This window comes from Streptacidiphilus sp. MAP5-3 (genome assembly GCF_041262505.1).
In the GTDB taxonomy this organism is placed as follows: Bacteria; Actinomycetota; Actinomycetes; order Streptomycetales; family Streptomycetaceae; genus Streptacidiphilus.
On sequence record NZ_JBGCCL010000009.1, the window covers coordinates 133,667 to 156,315 of the forward strand.

The window sequence follows — 22,649 nt, forward strand, 5'->3', positions numbered from 1 at the left end:
CGCTGTGTCAGGCGAGCGTGGTGCGGATGCGGTCGCGCAGGGTGGGGAGGTCGAAGCCGTGGTCGCGCACGACGCGGGCGGCCGGGGCCTGTTCGTCGCGCAGGAGGCCGAGGAGTAGGTGGCCCGGGAGGATTTCCCGGCTGCTGAGGGCGAGCGCTTCGCGGAGGGAGAGTTCGAGGGCCTTCTTGGCGTCCGGGGTGAAGGGCAGGTGACCGCCTGGGACACTCCGGCCCCCGCGCCGGCGGTCGCCCGGCCCTGCGGTCGCGCTGAGCGCGCCGACGCCGAAGACCGCCTCCACCTTCTCCCGGACGGTGTCGAGGTCGATGCCGATGGTGCCCAGCGCCTCGGCGTCCAACTCCGGGCCGGTGGCGTCGTGCAGGCGCTGGACCGACTGGCGGGCGGTCGGTAGGTCGAGGCCGCCGTCGGCGAGGAGCGCCACGGACGCGTCGTCCGGCAGCCCGAGCAGGCCGAGGAGCAGGTGCTCGGAGCCCGTCATGGGGTGGCGCAGCATCCGCGCCTCCTCCTGGGCGAGAACGACGGTGCGCCGGCAGTCGGCGGTGAACCGCTCGAACATGATCAGTCTTCCTTCCTGCGGCCGAAGCGGCTGCCGCTGCCGTGCTTCTTGTGCACTGCCTGGCGGCTCACGCCGAGGCAGTCCGCGATCATCTGCCAGGTCCACCCTTGCCTCCGGGCGTTGCCGACCTGCAGGTCCTCCAGTCGCTCGGCCAGTTCGCGCAGCGCGTGCACGGCCTTCAGGCCCACAGCGGGGTCTCTGCTGCTCGCGGCGTCCGCGAGCGTCTTGGTCTCGCTCATGTCTGTCAATTTAGGTTGACGAGCAGCGGATGTCAACCAAAGTTGACACGTGCGCCCACCGACAGCGGCAGTGAGGTGAGCGTGCGGACCAACCGCGTCGGCTGCCAGGTGAGTTGGTCGCGCGGGACGGCGAGGAGCAGAGTGGGGAAGCGGGCCAGGAGCTGGGACAGCGCGATCTCCGCCTCCGCCCGGGCGAGCTGCGCGCTGAGGCAGCGGTGGGTGCCCATGTGGCGAATTGAAGATTTCTTCAATTCCTGCAATAGTGCTAGCCGCGTCGATCCCGGTCGGGACATGCGGCCAGGGCGAGGAGGACGGGAGTTGAGCGGGGTGCCGGTTCCGCTGTACCAGGCCAAGGCGGAGTTCTTCCGCATGCTCGGACACCCCGTCCGCATCCGGGTCCTGGAGCTGCTGTCGGACGGGCCGAAGCCCGTGCGTGAGCTGTTGGCGGAGATCGAGGTCGAACGCTCGAACCTGTCCCAGCAGTTGGCCGTGCTGCGCCGCTCCGGCATCGTCAGGTCCGTGCGCGAGGCCGACACCGTCGTGTACTCCCTGGCCGGTCCCGACGTGGCCGAGTTGCTGCGGGCGGCCCGCCGGATCCTCACCGAGCTGATCGCGGGTCAGCAGGACCTGCTTGCCGAGCTGCGCCAGGCCGACACCGCCGGAGCGACAGCTCGCTGACCTGACGCGACCGTCCGCGCCCCCGCGCCCCCGCGCCCGCGGCCCGCAGCCCGCGCCCCGCAGCCCCGAACCCGCCCAGCTCTTGGCTTCGCTTCCAGCTCCTAGCACCCAGGGAGACCCAGTGTCCGACCAGAACGCCCCCCTGCCTGCGTCCGGGCCGCGGCCCGAACCCGTGGACGACGGCAGCGAGGGCGGCGGGCGCCGCGCCAACAAGGGTGTGTGGTTGCGCGCGTTCATCTACGTCATCGGCTTCCACATCTTCGCCGGTCTTGTGATGCTGCTGTTCTACGTCGGCGGCATGAACCACCACTGACGCACCACTGACGCACCGCTGAACACCCTCGCAAGGAGCCTCGCCCCCATGACGATCCAGTGGCACCTGAGTACCGGGCAGCATGTCGATGTCCTGCAGATCAGCGGCTTCCTCGGCGACGACGCCGTCACCCGGTTCAACGGCGCGATCGGCTGGGCCCTCGCCCGAGGCGAGCGCACGCTGCTCGTCGACTGCACCCGCCTGCAGGGCTGGTCAACCGAAGGCGCCGCCGCGGTCAGCGCCGCCGCCCGCTCCCTGGACGGCGAACGCCGCGCCCTGGAACTGGTCGCCCCACCGGTCGCCGTCGACGACATCCCGGCGTACGCGGACCTCGCTGCGGCCTTCGCCCACTACCAGGCCAACCTCGACGGCCACCTCGACGGTCAAGGCTCCGGCGCCTGGCAGAGCGTCCACTGGGACGACGGCCAGGCGAGCTGAGCCTCCAGTTCGGCTCAGGCGGTCGACACCGTCCCGGGCATGCTGCCGCGTAGGGCGGCTCTGACCAGGGCTGCACCGCGTGCGGCGGCTGCTGTGGCGAAGCTGTTGGTGGGTGGAGGCGCGGGCAGGCCTGCGCAGGTGCGGCAGATGCCGGGTCGGGGGACGGGGTCGGCGCATTGTGCGCATTCGTGCCAGCGCTGCGCGGGGACGGCTGGTTGCTGGCAAGGCGCTGGTGGGCGCTTGCGGGTGAGGCGGTTGCGGAGGAACGCGACCGGTGCGTGGACGCGTTGCGGCAGGCCCGGGAGTAGTGCGGTGGCGAGGTCGTGTTCGGTCGCGCCGTGTTCCAACCACTCCGCGACCAGTGGTGCCAGGGCAAGGGCTTCGGCTTCCCCGAGCCGTAGGCGTGGCTCCGGGCGTAGCACGCGGAAGAGCGTGGCGACTGCCACCCGGACTTCCGGCGGGACTTGCTCGGCGGGAGCGGGAGGTGCGGCGGGCTCGGCACGTTCGGGGGTTGCTGACGCCCCGTCGGCGACGGCGTCGTCGGCGGGCTCGGCCGGGAGGGAGGGGAGGGAGGGGTGGTTCTTTCCCTGGTTCTTTGATTGGCCGTCAGTCGCGCCGCTCGTCGCCGCGCCGGAGCCCGCTTTCCTGGCACTCGGCTGCGGCTGGGGCGGCTGCGGGCTGTCGTAGACGTGGGACGCGCTGATCAGCTTGCCGTCCGGCTTTCGGATCGTCTCGACCCGGTAGTACCCGAGGCGTTGGAGCTCGCGGAGCGCCTTGGCGACCGCGCCGCGTCCCTGCGGACGGGCATCGGCCATCCTGCGGCCGTCCTCACGCGTCCCGTCCGCGAGCGAGAGGAGGTAGGTCAGGACGCCCTGGGCCGTGTACGACATCCGGTGGTCCTGCAACAAGTAGTTGGGCAATGTCGAGAACGCGCGCATATGACGGTTACGATGAATGTGCATCGGAGGGTTTGCTCCTGGTGCCGGACCCCGGGGTGTTGGTAGCACCGCCGGGGTCAACTATTCGATTGGTACGCGGACGACGCTACCACGCCCAGTGACCAGCACCTACACGGACAGTGACCGAACGCACGTGCGTCAACGCGGTGAATGCGGCGAACGCGGCGAACGGGCACCGACGATCCGAAGCGCCATCGCGGCGTACTGGTCGGCGACGTCCTCCGGGCTCCACCGGCCGCCGTCGTGGTACCAGCGGGCGATGTCGATGCCCAGCGAGAGCAGGGCGACAGCGGCCATCCGCGGGTCGGGTGCGTCGAAGTCACCGGCCGCGACGCCGCGTTCGACGAGTGCGCGGATCTCGGCCTCGGTCCGGTGGCGGATCTGCTTGATCTCCGTGAGGTGCTCGTCGGTGAGCGAGTTGAGCTCGTAGTTCACGATGCGGGCGACGGTCTGTCCGCGGGCGTGGCTCGCGGCGAAGTCATGGACCACCCGGCGCAGTGCGGCGGTGGGCTCGTCCTCGGCGGGGCCGATCGCGTCCTGGACCAGTTGCAGCGTCGACTCGTGCCCCGCCTTGGAGATCAGGTAGAGCAGCTCCTCCTTGGACTTGTGGTGCACGTAGAGGGCGGCCGGGCTCATGCCTGCGGCGGCGGCGATGTCGCGCGTGGTGGTGCCCCGGAACCCCTTCTCGGCGAAAGCGGCGACGGCCGCCTCCAGCAGGCGGGCGCGTGTCGCGTCGGCGCGGGGCAGGTCGGACGTGTCGGGGTTCACGCGTCGATTATCCCTGTGAGGTGGCACGAGTATCCCTGTGTGGTGGCGTGAGGCGGTTGAGCGGGGGAGTCTCTTGACGAGTGGGGGTCCTACCCAGGAGAGTGCCTAAGCAAGCGCTTAGTTACGCGCTGAGCCACGGGAAGGCGGCAGGATGAGCATCGACGAACAGGGGCTGCGGCGGCGGGTCGAGGAGTTCCTCGCCGCGCACGACCCGGAGACCACCGAGCGCCTGGAGTTTCTGCGCGCCCGCTACGACGCCGGTCTGGCGTGGGTGCACTACCCCGAGGGCCACGGCGGTCTCGGCCTGCCGCGAGCGTGGCAGCCTGCTGTGGACGCGATGTTCGACGGGGCGGGCGCGCCGGACAACAACCGGGGCGCGAACGGCATCGGCCTGGGCATGGCCGCCCCGACCATCCTCCGCTTCGGCACCGACGAGCAGAAGCAGCGCTTCCTGCGTCCGCTGTGGACGGGCGAGGAGGTGTGGTGCCAGCTGTTCAGTGAGCCCGGCGCCGGCTCGGACCTCGCCGCGCTCGGCACCCGCGCCGTGCAGGACGGCCAAGGCAGCGACTGGATCGTCAACGGCCAGAAGGTGTGGACCTCCGGCGCGCACAACGCCCGGTTCGCGATCCTGGTCGCGCGCACCGATCCGGACCTGCCCAAGCACCAGGGCATCACGTACTTCCTCTGCGACATGACCGACCCCGGTGTCGACGTCCGCCCGCTGCGGCAGATCACCGGCGAGGCCGAGTTCAACGAGGTCTTCCTCACCGACGTGCGCGTCCCGGACGCCCAGCGGCTCGGCGGGGTCGGCCAGGGCTGGGCCGTCGCCAACGCGACGCTGAGCAACGAGCGCGTCTCCATCGGCGGCAACGCGACGCGCGAGGGCGGCATGATCGGCGTCGTCGCGCAGACCTGGCGCGAGCATCCCGAGCTGCGCACGTCGGAACTGCACGACCGGTTGCTGCGGCTGTGGGTCGAGGCGGAGGTCTCCCGGTTGACCGGCCTGCGCGTCCGCCAGAAGCTGGCACAGGGTCAGCCCGGGGCGGAGGGCGCCGCGTTGAAGGTCACCTTCGCCCGGATCGCCCAGCAGCTGTCCGGCCTGGAGCTGGAGCTGCTCGGCGAGGACGGCCTGCGCTACTCGGACTGGACCATGGTCCGCCCCGACCACGTCGACTTCACCGGCCGCGACGCGGGCTACCGCTATCTGCGCGCCAAGGGCAACTCCATCGAGGGCGGCACCTCGGAGATCCTGCGCAACATCATGGCCGAGCGCGTGCTCGGTCTCCCGTCCGAGCCCCGCGTCGACAAGGACGTGCCCTGGAAGGACCTGGCCAAGTGAGCGACCCGAACCTGAAGGACCACAGCCTGCTCTACACCGAGGTCGAGGACGACCTGCGGGCCACCGTCCGCAAGCTGCTCACCGACCGCTGCGACCCGGTGGCCGTCACCGCCCTCTACGACGGGGACCGGTCGGTCGTCGACGGCCTGTGGCGGGCCCTGGCCGGTGAACTCGGCCTGGCCGGACTACTGGTGGCGGAGGAGCACGGCGGCGCGGGCGCTTCCGCGCTGGAGGCGGCCGTGGTGTTGGAGGAGCTCGGCCGGGGGGCGGCTCCGGTGCCGTTCCTGACCAGCGCGGTCATCGCCACCCTGGTCCTGCGCGACAGCGACGGCGCATTGCTCGCCGAGCTCGCGTCGGGGGAGCGGACGGCGGCGTTGGCCGTGCCGCTGTCCACCGCGCCGCACGCTGCGCTGCCTGCCGTTTCCGTTGCTGTTTCCGGCGCCGACGGCCGACTGACCGGCACGGTCACCAGCGTGGCGGGCGCGATCGAGGCGGACGTGCTGCTGGTGCTCGCCCGCGAGTCCGGTGAGTCCGGCGAGTCCGGCCAATTCGGCGACCTCGCCGTCTACGCCGTCCCGGCAGCGGACGCCACCGTCACCGTCACCCCGGTGGTCTCGCTCGACATGACCCGGCAGCTCGCCGACGTCCGCCTGGACGGCGCCGTCGGCACACGCGTCCTCGCCGACGCTGAACCGGCCGTCCGGGACGCGCTGGTGGCGGGTGCCGCGCTGCTGGCGTCCGAGCAGGTCGGCGTCGCGCAGTGGTGTCTGGAGACGACCGTCGCCTACCTGAAGGAGCGCAAGCAGTTCGGGCGCTCCGTCGGCGGTTTCCAGGCGATCAAGCACCGCCTCGCCGACCTCGCCACCGGCGTCGAGTCGGCCACGGCCGCCGCCCGCTACGCCGCCGCGACCCTGGCGGCGGGCGACGCGGACCTGGCCGTCGCGAGCAGCGTGGCCCAGGCCTACGTCAGCGACCTCGCGGTGCTGGCTGCCGAGGAGGCCGTCCAGCTGCACGGCGGCATCGGCATGACCTGGGAGCACCCGGCCCACCTCTACCTCAAGCGCGCCAAGGCCGACCAGATCGCCCTCGGCACGGCCGGTTCCCACCGCGCCCGGCTGGCCGCCCTGGTCGAACTGCCTGGCCCGCAGCAGTAGTAGTCGACATTGCGCCGACCACACGTCAGGGCCGCCCGCCTGCACGGCGGGCGGCCCGTCGCGTCATGTGAGCTCGACCCGTGCTGGGACGGTCGCCCATACGGGCCAGGATCGCCGTCAGCGCGGGCGTCCTCGCCTGGACGCTCGTCGCGCAACTCGACAAGTAACTTTGCAAAGTTACTTGTCGAGTTCTACGATGGGGTTTATGAACGGCGCTATGAACGGTTCGAAGGACGAGGAGCTCGGCGAGGACCCGCGCCGCAGCTCTGGGCGGGACGAGTCGGCGGCGGAGCGGCTTCAGCGTGCGATGAAACGCCTGCGTGCCCGGCTGCGCACCGAGTCCGGCCAGCACTCGGTGGGGCTGGCCCAGAGCCAGCTGACCGTGCTGGCGACGATCTCGAATGAGGGGCCGATCACGGCGGCCCGGCTCGCGGAGCTGGAGCATGTCACTCCCCAGTCGATCTCGCAGAGCCTGGCGGCGCTGAAGGCCGAGGGGCTGGTGCGCCAGGAGCCCGACCCGCAGGACGGTCGCAAGAAGCTGGTCAGCGCCGACCCGTCCGCAGTCGAGCTGATCGACCGTCTGATGAAGGGCCGCTCCTCGTTCCTGGAGCGGGCCATCGAGCAGATGGTGGCTCCTGAGGAGCGCGCGGATCTAGAGAAGGCCATCGAGCTGCTGGAGCGACTCGCCGTCGCGGATCCGTGGCGGGCCGGGATATGAGCGCCGAGCACGCTGTCAGCGGCGAGTCCTCGTCCTCGTCCCCCTCCTCTTCCTCTTCCTCGGCTGGGCCGAACCCCTTCCCGTGGCGCTTCACCGCCCCGCTGTACGTGGGCTCCAGCCTGAACCCGATCAACAGCGCGATCATCGCGACCGCGCTGGTCCCGATCGCCGAGGGCCTGCACGTCTCGGCGGGCAGCACCGCGGTTCTGGTCACCTCCCTGTATCTGGCCAGCGCCGTCGCGCAGCCCACCGCGGGCAAGCTGGCGGAGGTCGTGGGGCCGCGCCGGGTCTTTCTGGGCGGCATCCTGCTGGTGCTGCTCGGCGGCGTGGTCGGCGGGTTCGGGCAGAACCTGGCGACGCTGACCGTGGCCCGGGTGCTGATCGGCATCGGGACCTCGGCCGGATACCCGTCCGCGATGGTGCTGATCAGGCGTCGGTCGGCGCAGGCGGGGCTGGGGGCGCCGCCCGGGTCGGTCCTCGGCGGGCTCGCCATCGCCGGGATGGCCACCGCCGCCGTCGGCCCGCCGCTGGGCGGGTTGCTGGTGGGCGCTGCGGGGTGGCACTGGGCCTTCCTGATCAACATCCCGGTCACCGCCATCGCCTTTGCGGTGACCACCCGTTGGGTGCCGAAGGATCCGGCGCCCGAACCGGCCGAGCGCGCGCCGGGTGAGCGCGCGCCAAGTGAGCGCGCGCCGGGCGGTTTCCGGGACGTCGCCCAGCGGATCGACCTGACCGGGATCGTCGGCTTCGCCGGCTCGCTGACCGCGCTGATCATCTTCCTGATGAACCTGCCGACGGTCGACTGGATCGCCCTCGCCGCCTTCGTCGTCGTCGCGGTCCCGACGGTGCGGTGGGAACTGCGCGCCCCGGAGCCCTTCTTCGACCTGCGCGGACTTGCCGCCAACGGCCCGCTGACCCGTACCTATCTGCGCCAGGCGCTGACGTTGGTCGGCGTCTACACGGTGATGTACGGCATGACCGAGTGGATGGAGGCGGCGCACGGCTACTCCGCCATCGTTGCCGGGCTGCTCCTGCTGCCGATGGCCGGGGTGTCCGCACTGCTCGCGCGACCGCTGTCCAGCCGCAATCTGGTGCGCGGGCCGCTCGTGGTCTCGGCGGTCACCATGCTGGTCGGGTCGGCCGCGATGGTGCTGCTCACCTCGCGCAGTTCGGCGCTGGTGATCGTGCTGGTCACCCTGGTCTTCGGCGTCACCAGCGCCGCCACCACGGTAGGTAACCAGACCGCCCTCTACCTGGAGGCCTCGCCGCAGCAGATCGGCACCGCCTCGGGCCTGTTCCGCACCTTCTCCTACCTGGGGACCATCGTCTCGTCCGTGATCACCGGCCTCGTGTTCAACCACGGGGTCACCGACCACGGGCTGCACGGCCTGGGCCTGGTCCTGGTCGGCACCGGCGTCGCGGTCCTGCTGCTCACGGTCCTGGACCGGCGGCTGATGGGTCGCACCGGTAGCCGCGGCAACGACGCCGACCGGGCACTCGACCGGATGCCCGACCGGGCACTCGACGAGGCACCCGTACCGGAGCCGAGGACACCCTCGGAGCACACCTCACTCGGGCGCCGCGGGCCGGACCCTGATCGTCGAGAGCGCCACCAGGCAAGCCAGTGCGATGCACCCGAACCCCCACCACAGTGACGTGGTGCACTGCTGCACCAGTTGATCGACCACGCCGATCATTCCCTCCAGCTTGTGGTCGTTCGGGAACAGGAACCAGGGAGTGAAGAGCGCGTATCCGCCGGCCGCCCCGAGTTGCAGGGCCGTGGCGACCGTCGATGCGGCTGCTCCGACTCGATGTGGCGTGAGCCCGGCCGTGGCTGTGACGAGGAGCGGCATGAAAGCCAGCCCGACGCCGAAGCCGGTCAGCAGCAGTGCGGGCAGCACCTGGGTCGTGTAGGCGGCGGCGACAGTGAGGCGAGTGAGGAGCCACAGCCCGAGCGCCAGAGTGACCAGGCCGCAGGTGAGCAGGACCACGGGCGCGACCCGGCCCAGTAGCCGGGTGGATACCTGGACGGAGCCCACGAGCAGTGCAACGACCAGAGGCAGCAAGGCAGCCCCGGCTCGCAGCGGCCACTGGAGTTGGAACACCTGCAGGAAGTAGGTCAGCGACGCCAGGAGCACGACCAGGCCGGTGCCGGCCAGCAGGAGGACGAAGGTCGCACCGAAGAGATCGTGGCGCCTCGGGAGGCGGCGCGGGCGGTCCTTGGGCGCGAGGCCGGGCCGCGCGTCGTCGGCGTCGATCGCCGCACTGGTCCGCCGCCACAGAAAGGCGACGAACAGGCAGGCACCGATGGCGACCAGAGCCCGCGTCGCCTCGTCGCCACCTGTCGCGCCCTGGAAGAGGCCGTACGCGAGCGCGAGGAGCCCCCCGAGGCCCAGCTCAGCGCTGACGAAGTCGAAGCGGGCGGGGGCGCCGGTGCGGGCCGTTCCCGTGTTCTGGTTTTCCTGGCCGACATTGCCGCCCTTGCCGTGCTTGGCGTCCTTGTCGAGCAGGCTGAGGGCGCTGACAGCGATGACGGTGGCGATCAGGGCCACCACGAACATGGCCACCCGCCAGTTCAGGAGTTCCACGAACCAACCGCCGACGAGCAGCCCGAGCGCCGGTCCGGCTCCGAGCGTCACCGCATAGACCCCGTAGGCGCGATTGCGGGCCCTCGGCTCGGTGAACCCGGCGGTCACGGAGAGGGTGGACACGGTCACCAACGCGGCGGCAAACCCTTGCAGGGCACGGGCACTGACGATGAGTGGGAAGTCACCGGCCAGCACAGCGAGCAAGGACGCCGCGGCGAAGCCGAAAAGACCGGCGACAAGCGTCAGCCGGCGCCCGAGCCGGTCCACGGCGTGCCTAGCGAGGATCAACAGCCCGACGAAGGCGACGGTGTAGGTCAGGTCCAGCAACGACCGGTGTCTGACGGTATCCAGTCGGCGCAGGTCGCGCAGGTCGCGCAGGACCCAGGGGGTCTCCTCGATGAAGGCCCCGGCCTGCACAGCGACGAGCAACTGCGCCAGAACGGCCACGACCAGCCCCCGCCAGCGCCTGGACGCACGCGGCTCGCGCTGAGGAGAGGCTTCCTGCTCCTCCCGGCGAGGCGGGAGCGGCGGCTGCAGGACCGAGGCCGGGGCCGTCGGCGCGGACGAGAACTCCTGTGCCTGTACCGGTACCTGCTCCGGGCTGACCGGCGTCGTCGGGGTGTATGCCGGAGGTGCCTTGGGCGTTGGAGGAGGCCCGGTGCGCGGCTCGGGGGTGTAGTCCAGCAACGCCGAGGCGTGACGGGCCAGTTGCGTCAATACGGCGGTGGGGAGCCAGGCCTCGGGGTGGTTGGTGCTGGTGCGCTCGGCCAGCTCCGTCAATGTGGGTCGCTCGGAGGGGGTCTTGTGCAGGCAGGCCCGGACGAGGTCGACGAGTGTGTCCGGCACCCCGGTCAGGTCCGGTTCGTCCTCCCACACGCTGAAGATGTGGGCCTGCAGACCGCTTTCGCCGGCCCCGAAGAGGAGGCGTCCGGTGGCGGCGTAGACGAGGACCGCCCCGAGGCAGAACACGTCGCTGGCGAAGGTGAGTTCCTTGCCGCGCACTTGCTCGGGTGACATGAATCCGGGAGAGCCGATCAGCATGCCGGTGCCGGTCAGCCGGCTGTCCGCCGTTCCGGTCAGGCTGTCCAAGGCGCGGGCGATGCCGAAGTCGATGACGCGTGGGCCGTCGACCGTGACCACGACGTTGGACGGCTTGAGGTCACGATGGATCAACCCTGCCTCGTGGACGGCCTGCAGGGCGAGTGCGAGCCTGTTGGCCAGGACCAGGACCGTGTCCTCGGGCAGTGCCCCGTGCTGGTCGGAGACGATGGTGTGCAGGTCCAGCCCGGCGATGTGCTGGGTTGCCACCCAGGGGACCTCGGTCGAGTCCGCGACATCCGCGTCGAGCACGGCCGCCGTCCAACTCCCGTCCACCCTCCGGGCTGCGGCGACCTCGCGCGCGAAGCGTCTGCGGAACTCCGGATGCCGCGCGTACTCGGTCTTGACGACCTTCACGGCCACGGCCCGTCCGTTGTCGGAGTGGCGGCCCAGATACACCAGGCCCATGCCTCCGTTGCCCAGCCGGGCGATCAGTCGGTACGGGCCTATGACGGTCGGGTCTCCGGCGGTCAACGGGTCCATCTCAGCACGATAGTGCAGATTCCCAACGGAGTTGAGGCAGATCCATGGTGCAGCCCGGTCCGGCCGCCGCGATCGGCCGCCTCCGGGTGAGTGCGGTGGGCAGGACGCGCGCCAGTCGCACCGACAGCACGACGGCGCCGCCGAGCGGGCCGGGCGGGAGCTCGGCCGCTACGTCGTCGTGGACACCGTGAACGTGATCCCGTGCGTGTTGATGTTGCCCAGAGTCGCCTCGGTCTCCTTCACGCAATCCACCGGCAGCACCGCCTCCAGGAAGGTGACGCCGGTTCCCGGACGCTGGACGGGAGCGGGTGTCACGCCCGGCGCCAAATGGCGGAGGTAGAGCTCCGCCTCGGCCACCCGGCCGAACGGCACCTCGGCGACGATGTGGGTTCGAACGCTCATGGACAAGGGCCTCCTCGGATCGGCGAGCCCCTTTGTCCACGCTATGCCCTGTCGGGCGAGCGCGCTGTCGGGGTAGGCCTGAACCCGGCCGTCGGGGTGGCGACGCGCCGTGCCGCCGGGCGGGTCACCTGCGCAGATCGACGGCGAGGACCGTGCACAACGGGTCGAGCTCTGTCCCGCGGATGTCGATGTGCAGTTCGCCGGTCGGGTCGTCCGTGCCCGAGTGGACGTCCTTGAGCCGGGGCTGGACGCGCCAGGGGAGGTCGCGATCCCCGTCCAGGAGCGTCACCCGTTCGACTCGGGAGACCCGGAGTCCGCGCACGGTCACGCGCTCGTAGGGGCGGGTGACCAGGTGCAGGTAGACGCGGGTGGTCCCGTCGGGGCGGGTGCGGCGGGTGGAGGGGCCGTGGAACTGCCAGAGGGTCAGGCCGGGCTCCGTGCCCTGGACGCTCTCGGCGTTGTGCTCCAGCCACCCGGCAAGGGCCTCCAGCCGTTCGACGGCCTCGTGCGGGAACTCCCCGTCGCCGGTCGGGCCGACGTTGAGCAGCAGGTTGCCGCCCATCGACACCGCCTCGATCAGCGTGTGCAGGAGCAACGCCGGCGACTTCCAGGTGTCGTCCTGGGGCCGGTGCCCCCAGCTGCTGTTCATGGTGAGGCAGGTCTCCCACGGCTGCTGCGGCGGGACCATGGGCAGTTGCTGCTCGGGGGTGGTGAAGTCGCCGTGGCCCAGGCAGCGGTCGTTGACCAGGGCGTGCGGCTGCCGTTCGCGGATGAAGGCGCGGATCTCGTCGAAGCGCCACTCCTCCTCGGTGTGCTCGAACTCGCCGTCCAGCCAGACGATGTCGATGTCGCCGTACCCGGTGAGGAGTTCGCCCAGCTGGCCGAGCATGAAGGCACGGTACCGGTCCCACTTGGCGGGGGAGACCCGGGGATAGCTGCCCACGACGTAGGGCTTGGTGATCGTCTCGTCGGTGTAGCGGGGGTAGTCGGGGTGGTGCCAGTCGATGATGGAGAAGTAGAGCCCGATCCGGAAGCCGCGGGCCCGGAAGGCCTCCACGATCTCGCGGGTGACGTCCCGTCCGAGCGGGGCGTGCCTGGTGACGGAGTAGTCGGACAGGCCGGTGTCGAACATGGCGAAGCCGTCGTGGTGCTTGGCGGTGAACACCATGTAGCGGGCGCCCGCGCGCCAGGCGAGATCGGCCCAGACGGTCGGGTCGAAGCGCTCCGGGGCGAAGCCGGCGGCGTTGTCGAAGTAGTCGTTGCAGCTCACCGGGTCCAGGGCCGGCTCCTGCCGGTGCACGCCGCCGGTCATCTGCCAGGACAGTTCCCAGCCACGGGTGCTGGCGTGTCCCCAGTGGATGAAGACGCCCAGGCCCAGGCCCCGGAACCACGAGGTGTCGGTACTGCTCCCGGTCGTGTCCGGTTGTGTCTGTGTGGTGGTCATTCCTTGACTCCCCCTGCGGTGATGCCCTGCGTGATGAACTTCAGTCCGACGACCACGATGACGATGGCAGGCACTGCCAGCAGCATGAGTGCGGCGAAGTACTGCGAGGTCTGCAAGGGCGTCGGTGCGAACGCTCCCTTGATCGTCTGCACGGCCTGCGCGGCGGTGGTCTGGTCCGCGCTGCTCAGCAGCATGGAGGGGAAGAGGAAGTCCTGCACGGACCAGACCACGCACAGCGCCGCGAGGTTGATCAGCGCGGGTCGGCACAGCGGCAGGAAGACGTGCCGGAAGATGCGGGCGTGTCCGGCGCCGTCGACGCGGGCGGCCTCGATCAGCTCGTTCGGGATGCCGTCGGCGTAGTTGCGCAGCAGCAGCACCGCGAAGGGCAGCGTGAGAACGACCTCGGGCAGGGCCACCCCGACGGGGGAGTTGAACAGGCCGAGGTTGCCGGTGATCCAGTACACCGGCACCATGATCGCGACCGCGGGGACGGCGAGCAGCAGCAGCGTCGCGTGGTAGAGCGTCTCTCGGCCGGGGAAGTCGAGCTTGGCGAAGGCGTAGGCGGCCAGTGCGGCGATGCCGCAGGTGAGCACGACGGTGAGGGCCGCGATGAGCAGGCTGTTGCCGAACGCACGGACCAGGTTGACCCCGTTGTAGTCGGTGGTGAGCACCGTCAGGTAGTTGCCGAGGCCGCCGTACTGGACCGACTGACGCACCGTGGAGACCAGCGGGAAGAGCCACAGGGCGGCGCCGATGGCGAGCGTGGCGTAGACGATGACACTGTCGCGGGGCTTCTGGCGCAGCCGGTGCAACGGGTTGAGTTGCTCGGAGCCGGTGGTTGCGGACATCAGCGCCTCCGCTGGACGAGAACGTTGACGGCGGACACGGCGACGGCGACGACCAGGACCACCAGCGAGGCGGCGGAGGCGTAGCCGATCTGGCCGCCGCCGGTGGAGGGGAACATCTGGTCGTAGATGTAGGTGCCGGGGATGCCGGTGCGGCCGGCGGGTTGGCTGTCGGTGGAGAAGTAGATCAGCTCGAACCAGCGGAAGCTGCCCAGTAGCACAGAGAGGATCACGGTCCTGTGGGTGCCGCGCAGCATCGGGAAGAGGATCAGCCGGTACATCTGCCACGTGCCCGCGCCGTCGATCATCGCGGCCTCGAGGACGGCGGTGTTCGCGGTCGTCAGGTCCGAGGTGTAGTACATGATCGGCAGGCCGACGAGGTAGGTGAGCAGGATGAAGACCGCCACGTACGCCGAGGTGGTGTTGCCGGTCCAGTCCTGGGCCAGCGCGCCGAGGCCGACGGCGCGCAGCGTCTGGTTGATCGCACCACCGTTGGTCTGGATCAGCTGCCCGAAGACCGTGGCGAACAGCGACATCGGCACCAGCGAGGGCAGCAGGAACACGACGAAGAAGAACGTGCGGGCCCGCACCCCGCTGGCCAGGCTCACGGCCAGGAAGAAGCCCAGGGTGAGCGCGACGAGGATGGAGACGGCGGCGAACAGCAGGTTGTTGCCGATGTCCCGCCAGAAGACGGGGTCGGTCAGCACCAGTTGGAAGTTGCGCCAGCCGACATCGGTGGCGCCGGTGAACGAGAGGTCCACCGACTGGCGGCTGGTCTGCCCGAGGAAGACGAACGCGTAGAGGTAGTAGACGCCGTAGAGGGCGAGCAGCGGCGCGAGGAAGACTGCGGCGGGAAGCAGGGCGCGGCGACGCGCCCGTGCGCGTGAACGCGCGGCGGAGGCGGCTTCGGCCGTCGCGGTGGGATCCGGCGCCGCCTGCCGCGCCCCGTGGGGGAGTGCGTCAGGCGACGGCGTGGTGAGGTGCGACGTCACTGGACCGGGTACCGTCCGCTGGTCCAGGCCGACTGGAGGCTGCTTGCCGCGGCCTGCGGGGCGGTGTTGCCGCGGGCCACGTCGAGCAGCGTGTTGTCCAGCACGTCGGTGGTGAAGGTGGTGGAGTACTGGCCGCGACCGGAGCCGGGAGCGCTGATCAGCGACTGGACGGCCGCGTAGCCGGACTGGGCCTCGGGGGTGGTCAGCACCGAGGGGTCGACGGTGTAGCCGTTCAGGGACGGGACCAGCACCAGGTCGGAGGCCCAGGTGTTGACGCCGGCCGGGTCCATGGTCATGAACTGGATGAACTTGGCCGCCTGCGCCGCGTACTTGGAGCTCTTCGGGATGGCCAGGCCGCCCTCGGCGAAGGTGCGGGCGGCGGGCTGCCCGCCCGGGACGACGACGGGGAAGGCGCCGGCGCCGACGTTGCCGACGGTGATGCCGTTGGCCTTGCGGTAGGCCGCGGAGAGCACCGAGCTGTTCCAGGAGCCTTCGACCAGGAAGGCGGCCTTGCCGGAGTTGAACGCGTTGTCGGCGTCCGCCTCCTTCAGGCTGAGCGTGCCCTTGTCCAGGACGCCGTTCTTGAAGAGGTTCTGATAGGCCGCCAGAGCCTGCACGAACTGCGGGCTGTTCCAGGCGACCTTGCCGGTGTAGAGCTCGTCGGAGAGCTTGGGGTCGATCTGGTCGGCGACGGTGAAGAACATCTCGTCCTGCCACCAGGACTCGCCGCTGAAGACCACGGGCGCGATGCCGCCGCCGGCCGCCTTGATCTTCATCACGTCGGCGGTGAGGTCGGCCTCGGTCCTGGGGAAGGACAGGCCCAGCCGCTTGAGCACGTCCGCGTTGGAGTAGACGACCGCGCTGCCGATCGAGCCCATCGGGATCGAGTAGAGGGTCTTGTCCTTGGCGATGTTCTGGGTCTGGTCGAGCATGGTCGAGTTGATCTTGCTCTGCCAGCCGGCCGGGAGGTCACCGGTCCAGTCGCTGACCGGCCGGAGCTGGGTGCGCACGGTGTTGGTCATGGCCGACACCTGCACGCCGACGATGTCCAGGGACTGCCCGCCGTCGAGCGCGAGCGGCAGTTCCTTCTGGTAGTCGGTGTTGGAGAACTCGCGCAGGTTGATCGTGATGTTCGGGTTGGCGGCCTCGAACGCGGCGATCGACTTCTGCAGCGTCGCCTGGGCCGGGAACCAGGTCCAGTAGTTGAGGGTGACCTTCTGGCCGGCGCCGACACTGGCCTGGCCGGCGTTGGCGCTGCCGCCGACGCCGCCGCTGTTGCCGCAGGCGGCTACGGACAGGCTGAGGACCAGTGCGGTGGCGGCCGCCGCGAGGCCGCGGCGGACCTGCGCATCGTTGCGCATGCTTTCCCTCCCAGGGGGTGGATCCAGGGGGTGGACCGGAGTGGGCCCCATTAATGTCTACGGTGACGACAAAAACAATCCCTCGTTACGGGCTTGTTAGATTTACGGCCGCGCAGCAACATGATCGACAGAGTCGAAGGAGACCCCCCATGGCCGCAGGCCCGGACGCCACCGCCCTGCAGGTGCTGCGCCACCTGGTCGACCACGGGCCGCTCAGCCGCCCCGACCTGCAGCAGGGCACCGGACTGGCCCGGGCCACCACCTCCGCCGTGGTCAACGACCTGATGCGACGTGACCTGGTCGCCGAGGTCAACACCCCGCGCAGCGGCCAGCGCGGACGACCGGTCACGCTGCTGGACCTGGACGACACGCACTACGCCGTCACCGGGATCGAGATCGGCTTCGACAAGATCCTCGCCTCGGTGCACACGCTGCAGGGCCGCGAGCTGCTGCGCATCGAACGCCCGGCCGAGGCCGACGCGGTCAACCCGCGCGCCCTGCTCCGGCGCGCGGCGATGGTGCTGCAGGAGACGCTCGACCTGGTCGAGGACGACGACCGCGACCTGCTCGGCGTCGGCGTCAGCGTCGCCGGTCTGGTCGACGCCGCCAGCGGCACCATCAAGTACGCACCCAGCCTGGGCTGGCGCGACATCGCCCTGCGTGAGGGCGTGGCCGAGGCGCTGGGCGGCCGGGTTCCCGTGCTCATCGACAACACCGCCAACTACGCCGCCCTGGCCGAACTCCGCCAGCGCCGCCGCAGCGGAGGGACCGAGGCGAGCCTGGTCTACCTCACCGGCACCTACGGCATCAGCGCGGGCATCGTCGCAGGCGGCAACCTGTGGCGCGGCGAACGCGGCATGGCCGGCGAGGTCGGTCACCTGATCGTGGAGGCCGGGGGACTGCGCTGCGTCTGCGGTCGCAACGGCTGCCTGGACACCCGGGCCGGCGTGTCCGCGATCCTGGACACCGCCCTCGCGGCGGCCAAGGGGATCCGCCGACCCAGCCGGGTGCCCCTCACCCTGTCGGCCGGGGTGGACCAGGTCGCCGCCCTGGCCCAGGCGGGCGACCAGGGCGTCATCGAGGCGCTGGCCGAGGCGGGACGCTGGCTCGGACGGGGCGCGGCGCTCGTCTGCGCGATGCTCGACCCGCACTCCGTCGTGCTCGGCGGCCACTATGCGCGGCTCGCGCCCTGGTTGCTGGACCCTGCCCGGGAGGCGTTCCGGCAGTCGCTGCTGCTGCCCGGTGACGACCGCGAGCAGCTCCAGGTCTCGGCCCTCGGAGCCTGGGCACCGGTCGAAGGGGCCGCCCTGGCCGTGCTGCTCTCCTATGCGGACGGGGCGCGGACCTTCCCCGCCGGTAATTAATCTCTTCTATAGACGAAACTCTTGACCGGCAGTGGGGCGGGCCGTAGGTTCACGCTTCAACCAGGCGACCGCGCCGAGCGCGACATCCGCCAGGCCGCCCGGGCCGGGACGCCCGGAGTCCGCCTGCGTCGCGCCTTCGGCTGCACCTGCCCACCCCGTCGAGCAAGGAGGCTCGCCATGCCGCATGCCCGCATGCCCGCAGAAGGATCCCGGCTGGAGCTCTCCCGGCGCGGAGCCCTGCGGATGCTCGCAGGTACGGCCCTCGGGGCGGTGGCGCTCGGTGTCGCCGTACCCTCCCGGGCCTTCGCCGCCTCCGGCGTCGCGCAGGCCGGTGCCGATCCGGTCGTCATCGACCAGACCGCCACCACGGACAACGTCACGGTGCTGCTTGCCACCGCCGCGGGCCGGATGCCGGACATGTCCGTCCAGGGCGGGGACACCAGGAAGAACTTCTACATCGACAACTTCCTGACCTCGTCGGACTACCTCACCTGGGACGTGCAGGTCGCCGCCGGAGCCTCCTACCAGGCGTCGCTGCTCGTCGACACGGACGCGGGCGAGACCTTCACCCTCTCCGTGGACGGCACCTCCTCCTCGGTCACGTTCACCGCCCCGGCCGGCTGGAACCGCGTCCTGGTCGGCGACCTCGCGCTGCCCACGGGCAGCAGCACCATCCGGCTCACCCGCGGCTCGCTCACCCACGACGTCTACGTCAAGTCACTGGAGCTGATCCGCGCCTCCGACGTGGCCGCCCGCAACACCCGGATCACGGCCGCACGCGCCGACACCACCTGGCTCAGCAAGGCGGGCTACGGCCTGATGTTCCAGTACGGCTCCTGGGGCTACCCGCACAACGTCGGCCCCGCCAAGTCACTGGACCAGCAGGCCGCCGACTTCGATGTCCCCGCCTTCGTGGAGATGGTGCAGGAGACCGGTGCCGGCTACGTCGTCTGGTCGATCAGCTGGTGGGGCTACCATCTGGACGCGCCGCTCAGCTCCCCGGACTCCATCGTCACCGCCGCGGGCGGACCCGCGAGCCCCGGCCTCACCTCCACCCGCGACCTGATCGGCGACGTCGCAGCCGCCTGCCAGGCCGCCGGGATCCGCTTCATGCTCTACTACCACACCGGCGACGAGGACTCCGCCTGGTGGCCCTACCAGAACTGGCCCGCCACCTTCGCCACCAACGGCACCGGCGACCGCAGCACCTTCTTCGCCAACTGGACCGAGGTCGTCACCGAGATCGGCAACCGCTACGGCAGCAACCTCGACGGCTTCTTCTTCGACGACGGCATGGTGCTCTACTACCCGGCCGCCTACGAGCAGTTGCAGAAGGCCGCCCGCGCCGGCAACAGCAAGCGACTTGTCTCCTGGAACAACTGGATCCTGCCCGCCGTCACCGACTTCCAGGACGTCTGGTTCGGCGAGGGCAGCACCGGAGGAGCGCAGACCGGCAGCGCCGCAGCAGGCGGCAACGGCGTCTTCACCTCCGGCCCGTACCAGGGCCTGCTCCAGCACGGCATGTTCACCATGGACGACGACTGGGGCGTGCACACCCAGAACACGACCGTCAGCACGGCCTCGACCGTCACCAGCGCCGCCGCGATCGGCTGGGCCACCGGCGCCGTGAGCCGCAACGTGCCGATCAGCTTCGACCTGATGATGTACCAGGACGGCACGGTCAACCCGAACGACCTGCGCATCCTCGGCGACGTCCGCCAGGTCGTCCGCGGCACCGCGCCCTCCGTGCCCACCGGTACGACGACGGTCAACGACACGGACACCGGCATCACCTACACCGGAAGTTGGACGCACTCCACCGGCCGCGGCGCGGGAGACTTGGGCGACGACGTCCACTGGACGTCCACCGACGGCGACTCCTTCTCCTACACCTTCACCGGCACCGGAATCGACGTCATCGGACCCAGGAGCAGCGTCAGCCAGCACTTCAGCGTCGCCGTCGACGGGGTGACGATCGGTCAGTTCAGCCAGTACGCCGCGAGCTACACCCCGCAGGCCGTCCTGTACGGCGCCCGGCACCTGAACCCCGGGACGCACACGGTCACCGTCACCAAGGTCGACGGCGGCTACCTGCAACTCGACGCGCTGCGCACCGTCCCGAACCCGACCATGGTCAACGACGCGGACGCCGCCGTCAGTTACGTCGGCACCTGGACCCACTCCACCGGCCGCGGCGTGGGTGACTACGGCGACGACGTGCACTGGACGTCCACCAACGGGGACAGCGCCACCATCACCTTCACCGGGACCGGAATCGACGTCATCGCGCCGATGGAGGCCGCCGACGGAACCGCGAACATCCTGCTCGACGGCGCCCAGGTCGGCACCACCGACGCCGCCTACTCCGGCAGCTACACCCCCCAGCAGTTCCTCTACCAGGTCAGAGGCCTCGCCCCGGGCTCGCACACGCTCAAGCTGGTGAAGACCGGCGGCACCTACGTCCAGGTGGACGCTTTCCAGATCTGGCCCTGACGGCGAGGGCCCGGACAGGCCCTGGCTGGGACGTCCGAAGCGTCAGCCCACGGGGGTTCGGCGTTCCTGCACCGAGGCGGCGATCAGCTGCCGCAGCGCTGCGAAGTTCACGTCGATGAGCGTCCTGAGGTAGAGGCAGCCCTTGCTCGCCTGGTGCGGTCCGAGCCGTGCCAGCGTTGTCGGGTGCCGCTCCACGAAACCCGGGGCCAGGTACACCACCAGGTGCTGCCTGCGCGGAGCGAACCCCGCCAGCGGCGCGGTGCCCTCGTGACCGGAGGCGTAGCGGTAGTCGTAGCTGCCGAAGCCGACGATGCCGCCGCCCCACACCGTCGGCTCCTCGCCGGTGATCGCGCGCATCAGGGCGCAGAGCTGGGCGGCGTCGGTCCGGTGTGCCGGATCCGCGATCGCCTCAAGGAGCTGCGCGACGGACCCCTCAGTTGGCGTGAGGGTCGGTGCCTTCTTCACTGTCATGGTCTCTCTCCGGGTGTGCTTTCGCTTCGAGGTGCGCTGTCCGCGTCGGCCGGGCGGAGGCTGAACCAGGTCCACTTTCCGTCGGGTCGGACCAGGTGGCCCCACTCCTCGCTCATGGACTCGATCAGGTGCAGGCCTCGGCCCGACTCCGCGTCCGCGTCCGCGCCGGGGGTCTGCGCGGGCGATGCGGGCACCTCGCAGTCGCTGTCGTGGACCGCGCAGATGAGCCGACCGGACGGCGGGTGGTGCTGGATCACCACGCGCACCTCTTCGGTGTCGGTGTGCTCGACCGCGTTGGCCACCGCCTCCGACAGCAGCAGCCGGCCGTCGTCGACGGACTCGTGGTCCGCGCACAGCGCCGTGAACGTGCGGCGCGCACGGCTGACGGAGCAGGCCAGCGCCGGCAGGGTGAGCGAGGCGGACAGCGTCAGCTGCGCAGCCAGGTGGGCGGGCATGTGCGGTCTCTCCTTCGGACTCGGCCCCCCGCCACAGACAACCGTAGGTTCGGGGTCGCCCACCCGGGATCGGCCGCGCGTCCAGAGGGCATCGGCTGAAAGGACGAGTCAGTTGACCTGGGCCTTTCGGCCGATCCGGGATGTCCGTCCGACCGATGGCGGGGTCTGCGACTGCGCCGGGTCTCGGCCCGTCTCGTCCTCGGGGGTTGCCGACTGCCCGGTCAGGCCCGGTGTTCGGCGCTTGTCTCCGGGAACTCGGCGACGACCTGCCAGCCGTCGGCGGTCGGGCCCGCGTCGAAGCGGCCGTCCAGTGCGGCGGCCCGCTCGGACAGGCCGAGCAGGCCGAACCTCGGGGCGGTGCCGTGTCGTTGCGGCGGGGTCGGCTCACGCGGTGATCCGTCGTCGTGGTTGCGCACCTCGACACGCAGTCCGCGCGCCGTGCGATGCAGGGTGATCTCCACGTGCGTGGTGGCGGGGGCGTGTTTGCGGATGTTGGTGAGCGCCTCGCGCACGATGCGGTGCGCGGAGGCCGCCAGGTCCGGGGCCAGGTGCCGTCGCAGCGACGGGTCGATGTCGAGGTCGACCGGGGGCCCGGCCAGCCGGAATTCGGCGGCGAGCGCGGCGATGTCGTCGAGCCCCGCCAGCGGGCCCGTGCTGCTGTTCTCGTCGCGAAGGACCCGAACCACGCGCCGCATCGCGGTGAGCGCCTCGTTGGCGGCCTCCTCGATCCGCGCCATGCGCAGACGGTTGCCCGGCTCGTCGTCGGGAACCGCGCGGGCGGTCTGCGCCTGGACCAGAATGCCGGTGACGTGGTGGGCGACGAAGTCGTGGAGTTCCCGGGCCAGTTCCAGGCGTTCGGCGCCGCGCGCCTGCTCGACGGCGAGGCTGTGCTCGGCGTCCTGGTGGCGCAGGTAGAGGGCGAGCGCGACGGTTGCCACCGTCGTCATGCCGATGGTGGCGGTGACCGGGCCGGGGTGGGCGTCGCGGGCCGGCGTGCTCACGGCGGCGAGTGCGATCACCGGACCGAGCCACAGCGCCTTCGAGGTCGGAGCCCGGCGCAGCACCCCGGACAGCAGGACCAGCAGCGCGACCGACTCCCCGACCCCCCAGAGGTAGATGGACGGTCGCAGCCCGAGCATGATCGCCGTGCAGGCGAGCGAGACGACGGCGGCGGCCAGTCCCCGGACCGCGAGCGGGGGGCGCCGCAGCGGTGTGGCGCACGCGCTGGCGAACAGGCCCGAGGCCAGGATGGTGAAGTTCGCCGCGCCGAAGCGCGTCGCGAAGTGCAGCGTTTCGAAGATGACGGCCAGCGCGAGCACGACCGCGAGCGCGAAGTGTCCGGCGACGGTACGGGTGGGCCAGTCGGAGATCGCCCAGAAGCGGTGCGCGTTCTCTGCGTCCTCCTGCGGCGCGGGTGGGTCGTAGGACGGGGTGGCCCGATGTCCTGGCATGAGTGGTGGCCTCGTCTCTCGG

23 protein-coding genes are annotated in these 22,649 nt (G+C 70.7%); 9 read left to right on the plus strand and 14 right to left on the minus strand.

Annotated features, from left to right (window positions below; all coding sequences use genetic code 11):
* Positions 1-7: 7 nt before the first annotated feature.
* From ABH928_RS16515 to ABH928_RS16525, 3 genes are read right to left on the minus strand one after another with little or no spacing between them, the layout of a single operon-like run.
* A complete protein-coding gene (locus ABH928_RS16515; protein WP_370066910.1) occupies positions 8-574 on the minus strand; it encodes a Clp protease N-terminal domain-containing protein in 567 nt (188 codons plus the stop codon).
* Positions 575-576: 2 nt separating this feature from the next.
* Positions 577-813 carry an RNA polymerase subunit sigma-70 gene (locus ABH928_RS16520; RefSeq protein WP_370066912.1) on the minus strand — a complete coding sequence of 79 codons (237 nt, stop codon included), beginning with the start codon at positions 811-813 and terminating at the stop codon, positions 577-579.
* 32 nt (positions 814-845) lie between these two features.
* Positions 846-1,040, minus strand: a complete 195-nt coding sequence (locus ABH928_RS16525) for a hypothetical protein (protein ID WP_370066914.1) — start codon at positions 1,038-1,040, stop codon at positions 846-848.
* Between the two features lie 100 nt (positions 1,041-1,140).
* Between ABH928_RS16525 and ABH928_RS16530 the strand changes: the two genes are divergently transcribed.
* The 3 genes from ABH928_RS16530 (at position 1,141) to ABH928_RS16540 (ending at position 2,242) form a co-directional block, all read left to right on the plus strand.
* The gene (locus ABH928_RS16530) at positions 1,141-1,491 is read left to right on the plus strand and encodes an ArsR/SmtB family transcription factor (protein WP_370067115.1); all 351 of its coding nucleotides are present in this window, start codon (positions 1,141-1,143) and stop codon (positions 1,489-1,491) included.
* Positions 1,492-1,612: 121 nt separating this feature from the next.
* On the plus strand, positions 1,613-1,804 hold the full coding sequence (locus ABH928_RS16535; RefSeq protein ID WP_370066916.1) for a DUF6126 family protein: 192 nt from the start codon (positions 1,613-1,615) through the stop codon (positions 1,802-1,804).
* 48 nt (positions 1,805-1,852) lie between these two features.
* Entirely contained in the window at positions 1,853-2,242 is a 390-nt protein-coding gene (locus ABH928_RS16540) for an anti-sigma factor antagonist (RefSeq protein WP_370066918.1), read from the plus strand.
* Between the two features lie 14 nt (positions 2,243-2,256).
* On the opposite strand, the gene ABH928_RS16545 is transcribed toward ABH928_RS16540, so the two are convergent.
* Positions 2,257-3,204: a hypothetical protein gene (locus ABH928_RS16545; protein ID WP_370066920.1), complete on the minus strand. Its 948-nt coding sequence runs from the start codon at positions 3,202-3,204 to the stop codon at positions 2,257-2,259.
* Positions 3,205-3,339: 135 nt separating this feature from the next.
* Complete coding sequence (locus ABH928_RS16550) at positions 3,340-3,969, minus strand: TetR family transcriptional regulator (RefSeq protein WP_370066922.1); 630 nt, start codon at positions 3,967-3,969, stop codon at positions 3,340-3,342.
* A gap of 151 nt (positions 3,970-4,120) precedes the next feature.
* Here ABH928_RS16550 and ABH928_RS16555 point away from each other — a divergent pair, with 151 nt between their 5' ends.
* The 4 genes from ABH928_RS16555 (at position 4,121) to ABH928_RS16570 (ending at position 8,835) form a co-directional block, all read left to right on the plus strand.
* A complete protein-coding gene (locus ABH928_RS16555; protein WP_370066924.1) occupies positions 4,121-5,308 on the plus strand; it encodes an acyl-CoA dehydrogenase family protein in 1,188 nt (395 codons plus the stop codon).
* Positions 5,305-6,462 carry an acyl-CoA dehydrogenase family protein gene (locus ABH928_RS16560; protein WP_370066926.1) on the plus strand — a complete coding sequence of 386 codons (1,158 nt, stop codon included), beginning with the start codon at positions 5,305-5,307 and terminating at the stop codon, positions 6,460-6,462. The genes ABH928_RS16555 and ABH928_RS16560 overlap by 4 nt, the downstream gene beginning before the upstream one ends.
* 307 nt (positions 6,463-6,769) lie before the next feature.
* The gene (locus ABH928_RS16565; protein ID WP_370067117.1) at positions 6,770-7,180 is read left to right on the plus strand and encodes a MarR family winged helix-turn-helix transcriptional regulator; all 411 of its coding nucleotides are present in this window, start codon (positions 6,770-6,772) and stop codon (positions 7,178-7,180) included.
* A complete protein-coding gene (locus ABH928_RS16570; protein ID WP_370066928.1) occupies positions 7,177-8,835 on the plus strand; it encodes an MFS transporter in 1,659 nt (552 codons plus the stop codon). Before ABH928_RS16565 ends, ABH928_RS16570 begins: the two co-directional genes overlap by 4 nt.
* Here ABH928_RS16570 and ABH928_RS16575 read toward each other — a convergent pair.
* The 6 genes from ABH928_RS16575 to ABH928_RS16600 form a co-directional block, all read right to left on the minus strand.
* A complete protein-coding gene (locus ABH928_RS16575; protein ID WP_370066930.1) occupies positions 8,749-11,349 on the minus strand; it encodes an MFS transporter in 2,601 nt (866 codons plus the stop codon). The genes ABH928_RS16570 and ABH928_RS16575 overlap by 87 nt on opposite strands.
* 168 nt (positions 11,350-11,517) lie before the next feature.
* Positions 11,518-11,751 (minus strand): hypothetical protein, encoded by a 234-nt coding sequence (locus ABH928_RS16580; protein WP_370066932.1) that lies wholly within the window; start codon positions 11,749-11,751, stop codon positions 11,518-11,520.
* A gap of 124 nt (positions 11,752-11,875) precedes the next feature.
* On the minus strand, positions 11,876-13,195 hold the full coding sequence (locus tag ABH928_RS16585) for an alpha-L-fucosidase (RefSeq protein ID WP_370066934.1): 1,320 nt from the start codon (positions 13,193-13,195) through the stop codon (positions 11,876-11,878).
* Positions 13,192-14,043, minus strand: a complete 852-nt coding sequence (locus ABH928_RS16590) for a carbohydrate ABC transporter permease (protein ID WP_370066936.1) — start codon at positions 14,041-14,043, stop codon at positions 13,192-13,194. Before ABH928_RS16590 ends, ABH928_RS16585 begins: the two co-directional genes overlap by 4 nt.
* Positions 14,043-15,032, minus strand: coding sequence for a carbohydrate ABC transporter permease (locus tag ABH928_RS16595; RefSeq protein WP_370066938.1), 990 nt, complete (start codon positions 15,030-15,032; stop codon positions 14,043-14,045). Before ABH928_RS16595 ends, ABH928_RS16590 begins: the two co-directional genes overlap by 1 nt.
* Complete coding sequence (locus tag ABH928_RS16600; protein ID WP_370066940.1) at positions 15,029-16,393, minus strand: ABC transporter substrate-binding protein; 1,365 nt, start codon at positions 16,391-16,393, stop codon at positions 15,029-15,031. The genes ABH928_RS16595 and ABH928_RS16600 overlap by 4 nt, the downstream gene beginning before the upstream one ends.
* A gap of 149 nt (positions 16,394-16,542) precedes the next feature.
* Here ABH928_RS16600 and ABH928_RS16605 point away from each other — a divergent pair, with 149 nt between their 5' ends.
* The gene (locus ABH928_RS16605) at positions 16,543-17,757 is read left to right on the plus strand and encodes an ROK family protein (RefSeq protein ID WP_370066942.1); all 1,215 of its coding nucleotides are present in this window, start codon (positions 16,543-16,545) and stop codon (positions 17,755-17,757) included.
* 177 nt (positions 17,758-17,934) lie between these two features.
* A complete protein-coding gene (locus ABH928_RS16610; RefSeq protein WP_370066944.1) occupies positions 17,935-20,250 on the plus strand; it encodes an alpha-L-fucosidase in 2,316 nt (771 codons plus the stop codon).
* A gap of 42 nt (positions 20,251-20,292) precedes the next feature.
* Here ABH928_RS16610 and ABH928_RS16615 read toward each other — a convergent pair whose 3' ends face one another.
* The 3 genes from ABH928_RS16615 to ABH928_RS16625 all read right to left on the minus strand — a co-directional run bounded on the left by ABH928_RS16615 (position 20,293) and on the right by ABH928_RS16625 (position 22,627).
* A complete protein-coding gene (locus ABH928_RS16615) occupies positions 20,293-20,721 on the minus strand; it encodes a DUF1801 domain-containing protein (RefSeq protein WP_370066946.1) in 429 nt (142 codons plus the stop codon).
* On the minus strand, positions 20,718-21,176 hold the full coding sequence (locus ABH928_RS16620) for an ATP-binding protein (protein WP_370066948.1): 459 nt from the start codon (positions 21,174-21,176) through the stop codon (positions 20,718-20,720). Before ABH928_RS16620 ends, ABH928_RS16615 begins: the two co-directional genes overlap by 4 nt.
* 221 nt (positions 21,177-21,397) lie before the next feature.
* A complete protein-coding gene (locus ABH928_RS16625) occupies positions 21,398-22,627 on the minus strand; it encodes a sensor histidine kinase (RefSeq protein ID WP_370066950.1) in 1,230 nt (409 codons plus the stop codon).
* Between the last annotated feature and the right edge of the window lie 22 nt (positions 22,628-22,649).

Bases quoted from the DNA above. Each gene is read 5' to 3' on its own strand.
- ABH928_RS16515 (WP_370066910.1), bottom strand. From the start codon at position 574: ATGTTCGAGCGGTTCACCGCCGACTGCCGGCGCACCGTCGTTCTCGCC.
- ABH928_RS16520 (WP_370066912.1), bottom strand. From the start codon at position 813: ATGAGCGAGACCAAGACGCTCGCGGACGCCGCGAGCAGCAGAGACCCC.
- ABH928_RS16525 (WP_370066914.1), bottom strand. From the start codon at position 1,040: ATGGGCACCCACCGCTGCCTCAGCGCGCAGCTCGCCCGGGCGGAGGCG.
- ABH928_RS16540 (WP_370066918.1), top strand. From the start codon at position 1,853: ATGACGATCCAGTGGCACCTGAGTACCGGGCAGCATGTCGATGTCCTG.
- ABH928_RS16545 (WP_370066920.1), bottom strand. From the start codon at position 3,204: ATGCACATTCATCGTAACCGTCATATGCGCGCGTTCTCGACATTGCCC.
- ABH928_RS16555 (WP_370066924.1), top strand. From the start codon at position 4,121: ATGAGCATCGACGAACAGGGGCTGCGGCGGCGGGTCGAGGAGTTCCTC.
- ABH928_RS16565 (WP_370067117.1), top strand. From the start codon at position 6,770: ATGAAACGCCTGCGTGCCCGGCTGCGCACCGAGTCCGGCCAGCACTCG.
- ABH928_RS16570 (WP_370066928.1), top strand. From the start codon at position 7,177: ATGAGCGCCGAGCACGCTGTCAGCGGCGAGTCCTCGTCCTCGTCCCCC.
- ABH928_RS16575 (WP_370066930.1), bottom strand. From the start codon at position 11,349: ATGGACCCGTTGACCGCCGGAGACCCGACCGTCATAGGCCCGTACCGA.
- ABH928_RS16580 (WP_370066932.1), bottom strand. From the start codon at position 11,751: ATGAGCGTTCGAACCCACATCGTCGCCGAGGTGCCGTTCGGCCGGGTG.
- ABH928_RS16585 (WP_370066934.1), bottom strand. From the start codon at position 13,195: ATGACCACCACACAGACACAACCGGACACGACCGGGAGCAGTACCGAC.
- ABH928_RS16590 (WP_370066936.1), bottom strand. From the start codon at position 14,043: ATGTCCGCAACCACCGGCTCCGAGCAACTCAACCCGTTGCACCGGCTG.
- ABH928_RS16600 (WP_370066940.1), bottom strand. From the start codon at position 16,393: ATGCGCAACGATGCGCAGGTCCGCCGCGGCCTCGCGGCGGCCGCCACC.
- ABH928_RS16605 (WP_370066942.1), top strand. From the start codon at position 16,543: ATGGCCGCAGGCCCGGACGCCACCGCCCTGCAGGTGCTGCGCCACCTG.
- ABH928_RS16610 (WP_370066944.1), top strand. From the start codon at position 17,935: ATGCCGCATGCCCGCATGCCCGCAGAAGGATCCCGGCTGGAGCTCTCC.
- ABH928_RS16615 (WP_370066946.1), bottom strand. From the start codon at position 20,721: ATGACAGTGAAGAAGGCACCGACCCTCACGCCAACTGAGGGGTCCGTC.
- ABH928_RS16620 (WP_370066948.1), bottom strand. From the start codon at position 21,176: ATGCCCGCCCACCTGGCTGCGCAGCTGACGCTGTCCGCCTCGCTCACC.
- ABH928_RS16625 (WP_370066950.1), bottom strand. From the start codon at position 22,627: ATGCCAGGACATCGGGCCACCCCGTCCTACGACCCACCCGCGCCGCAG.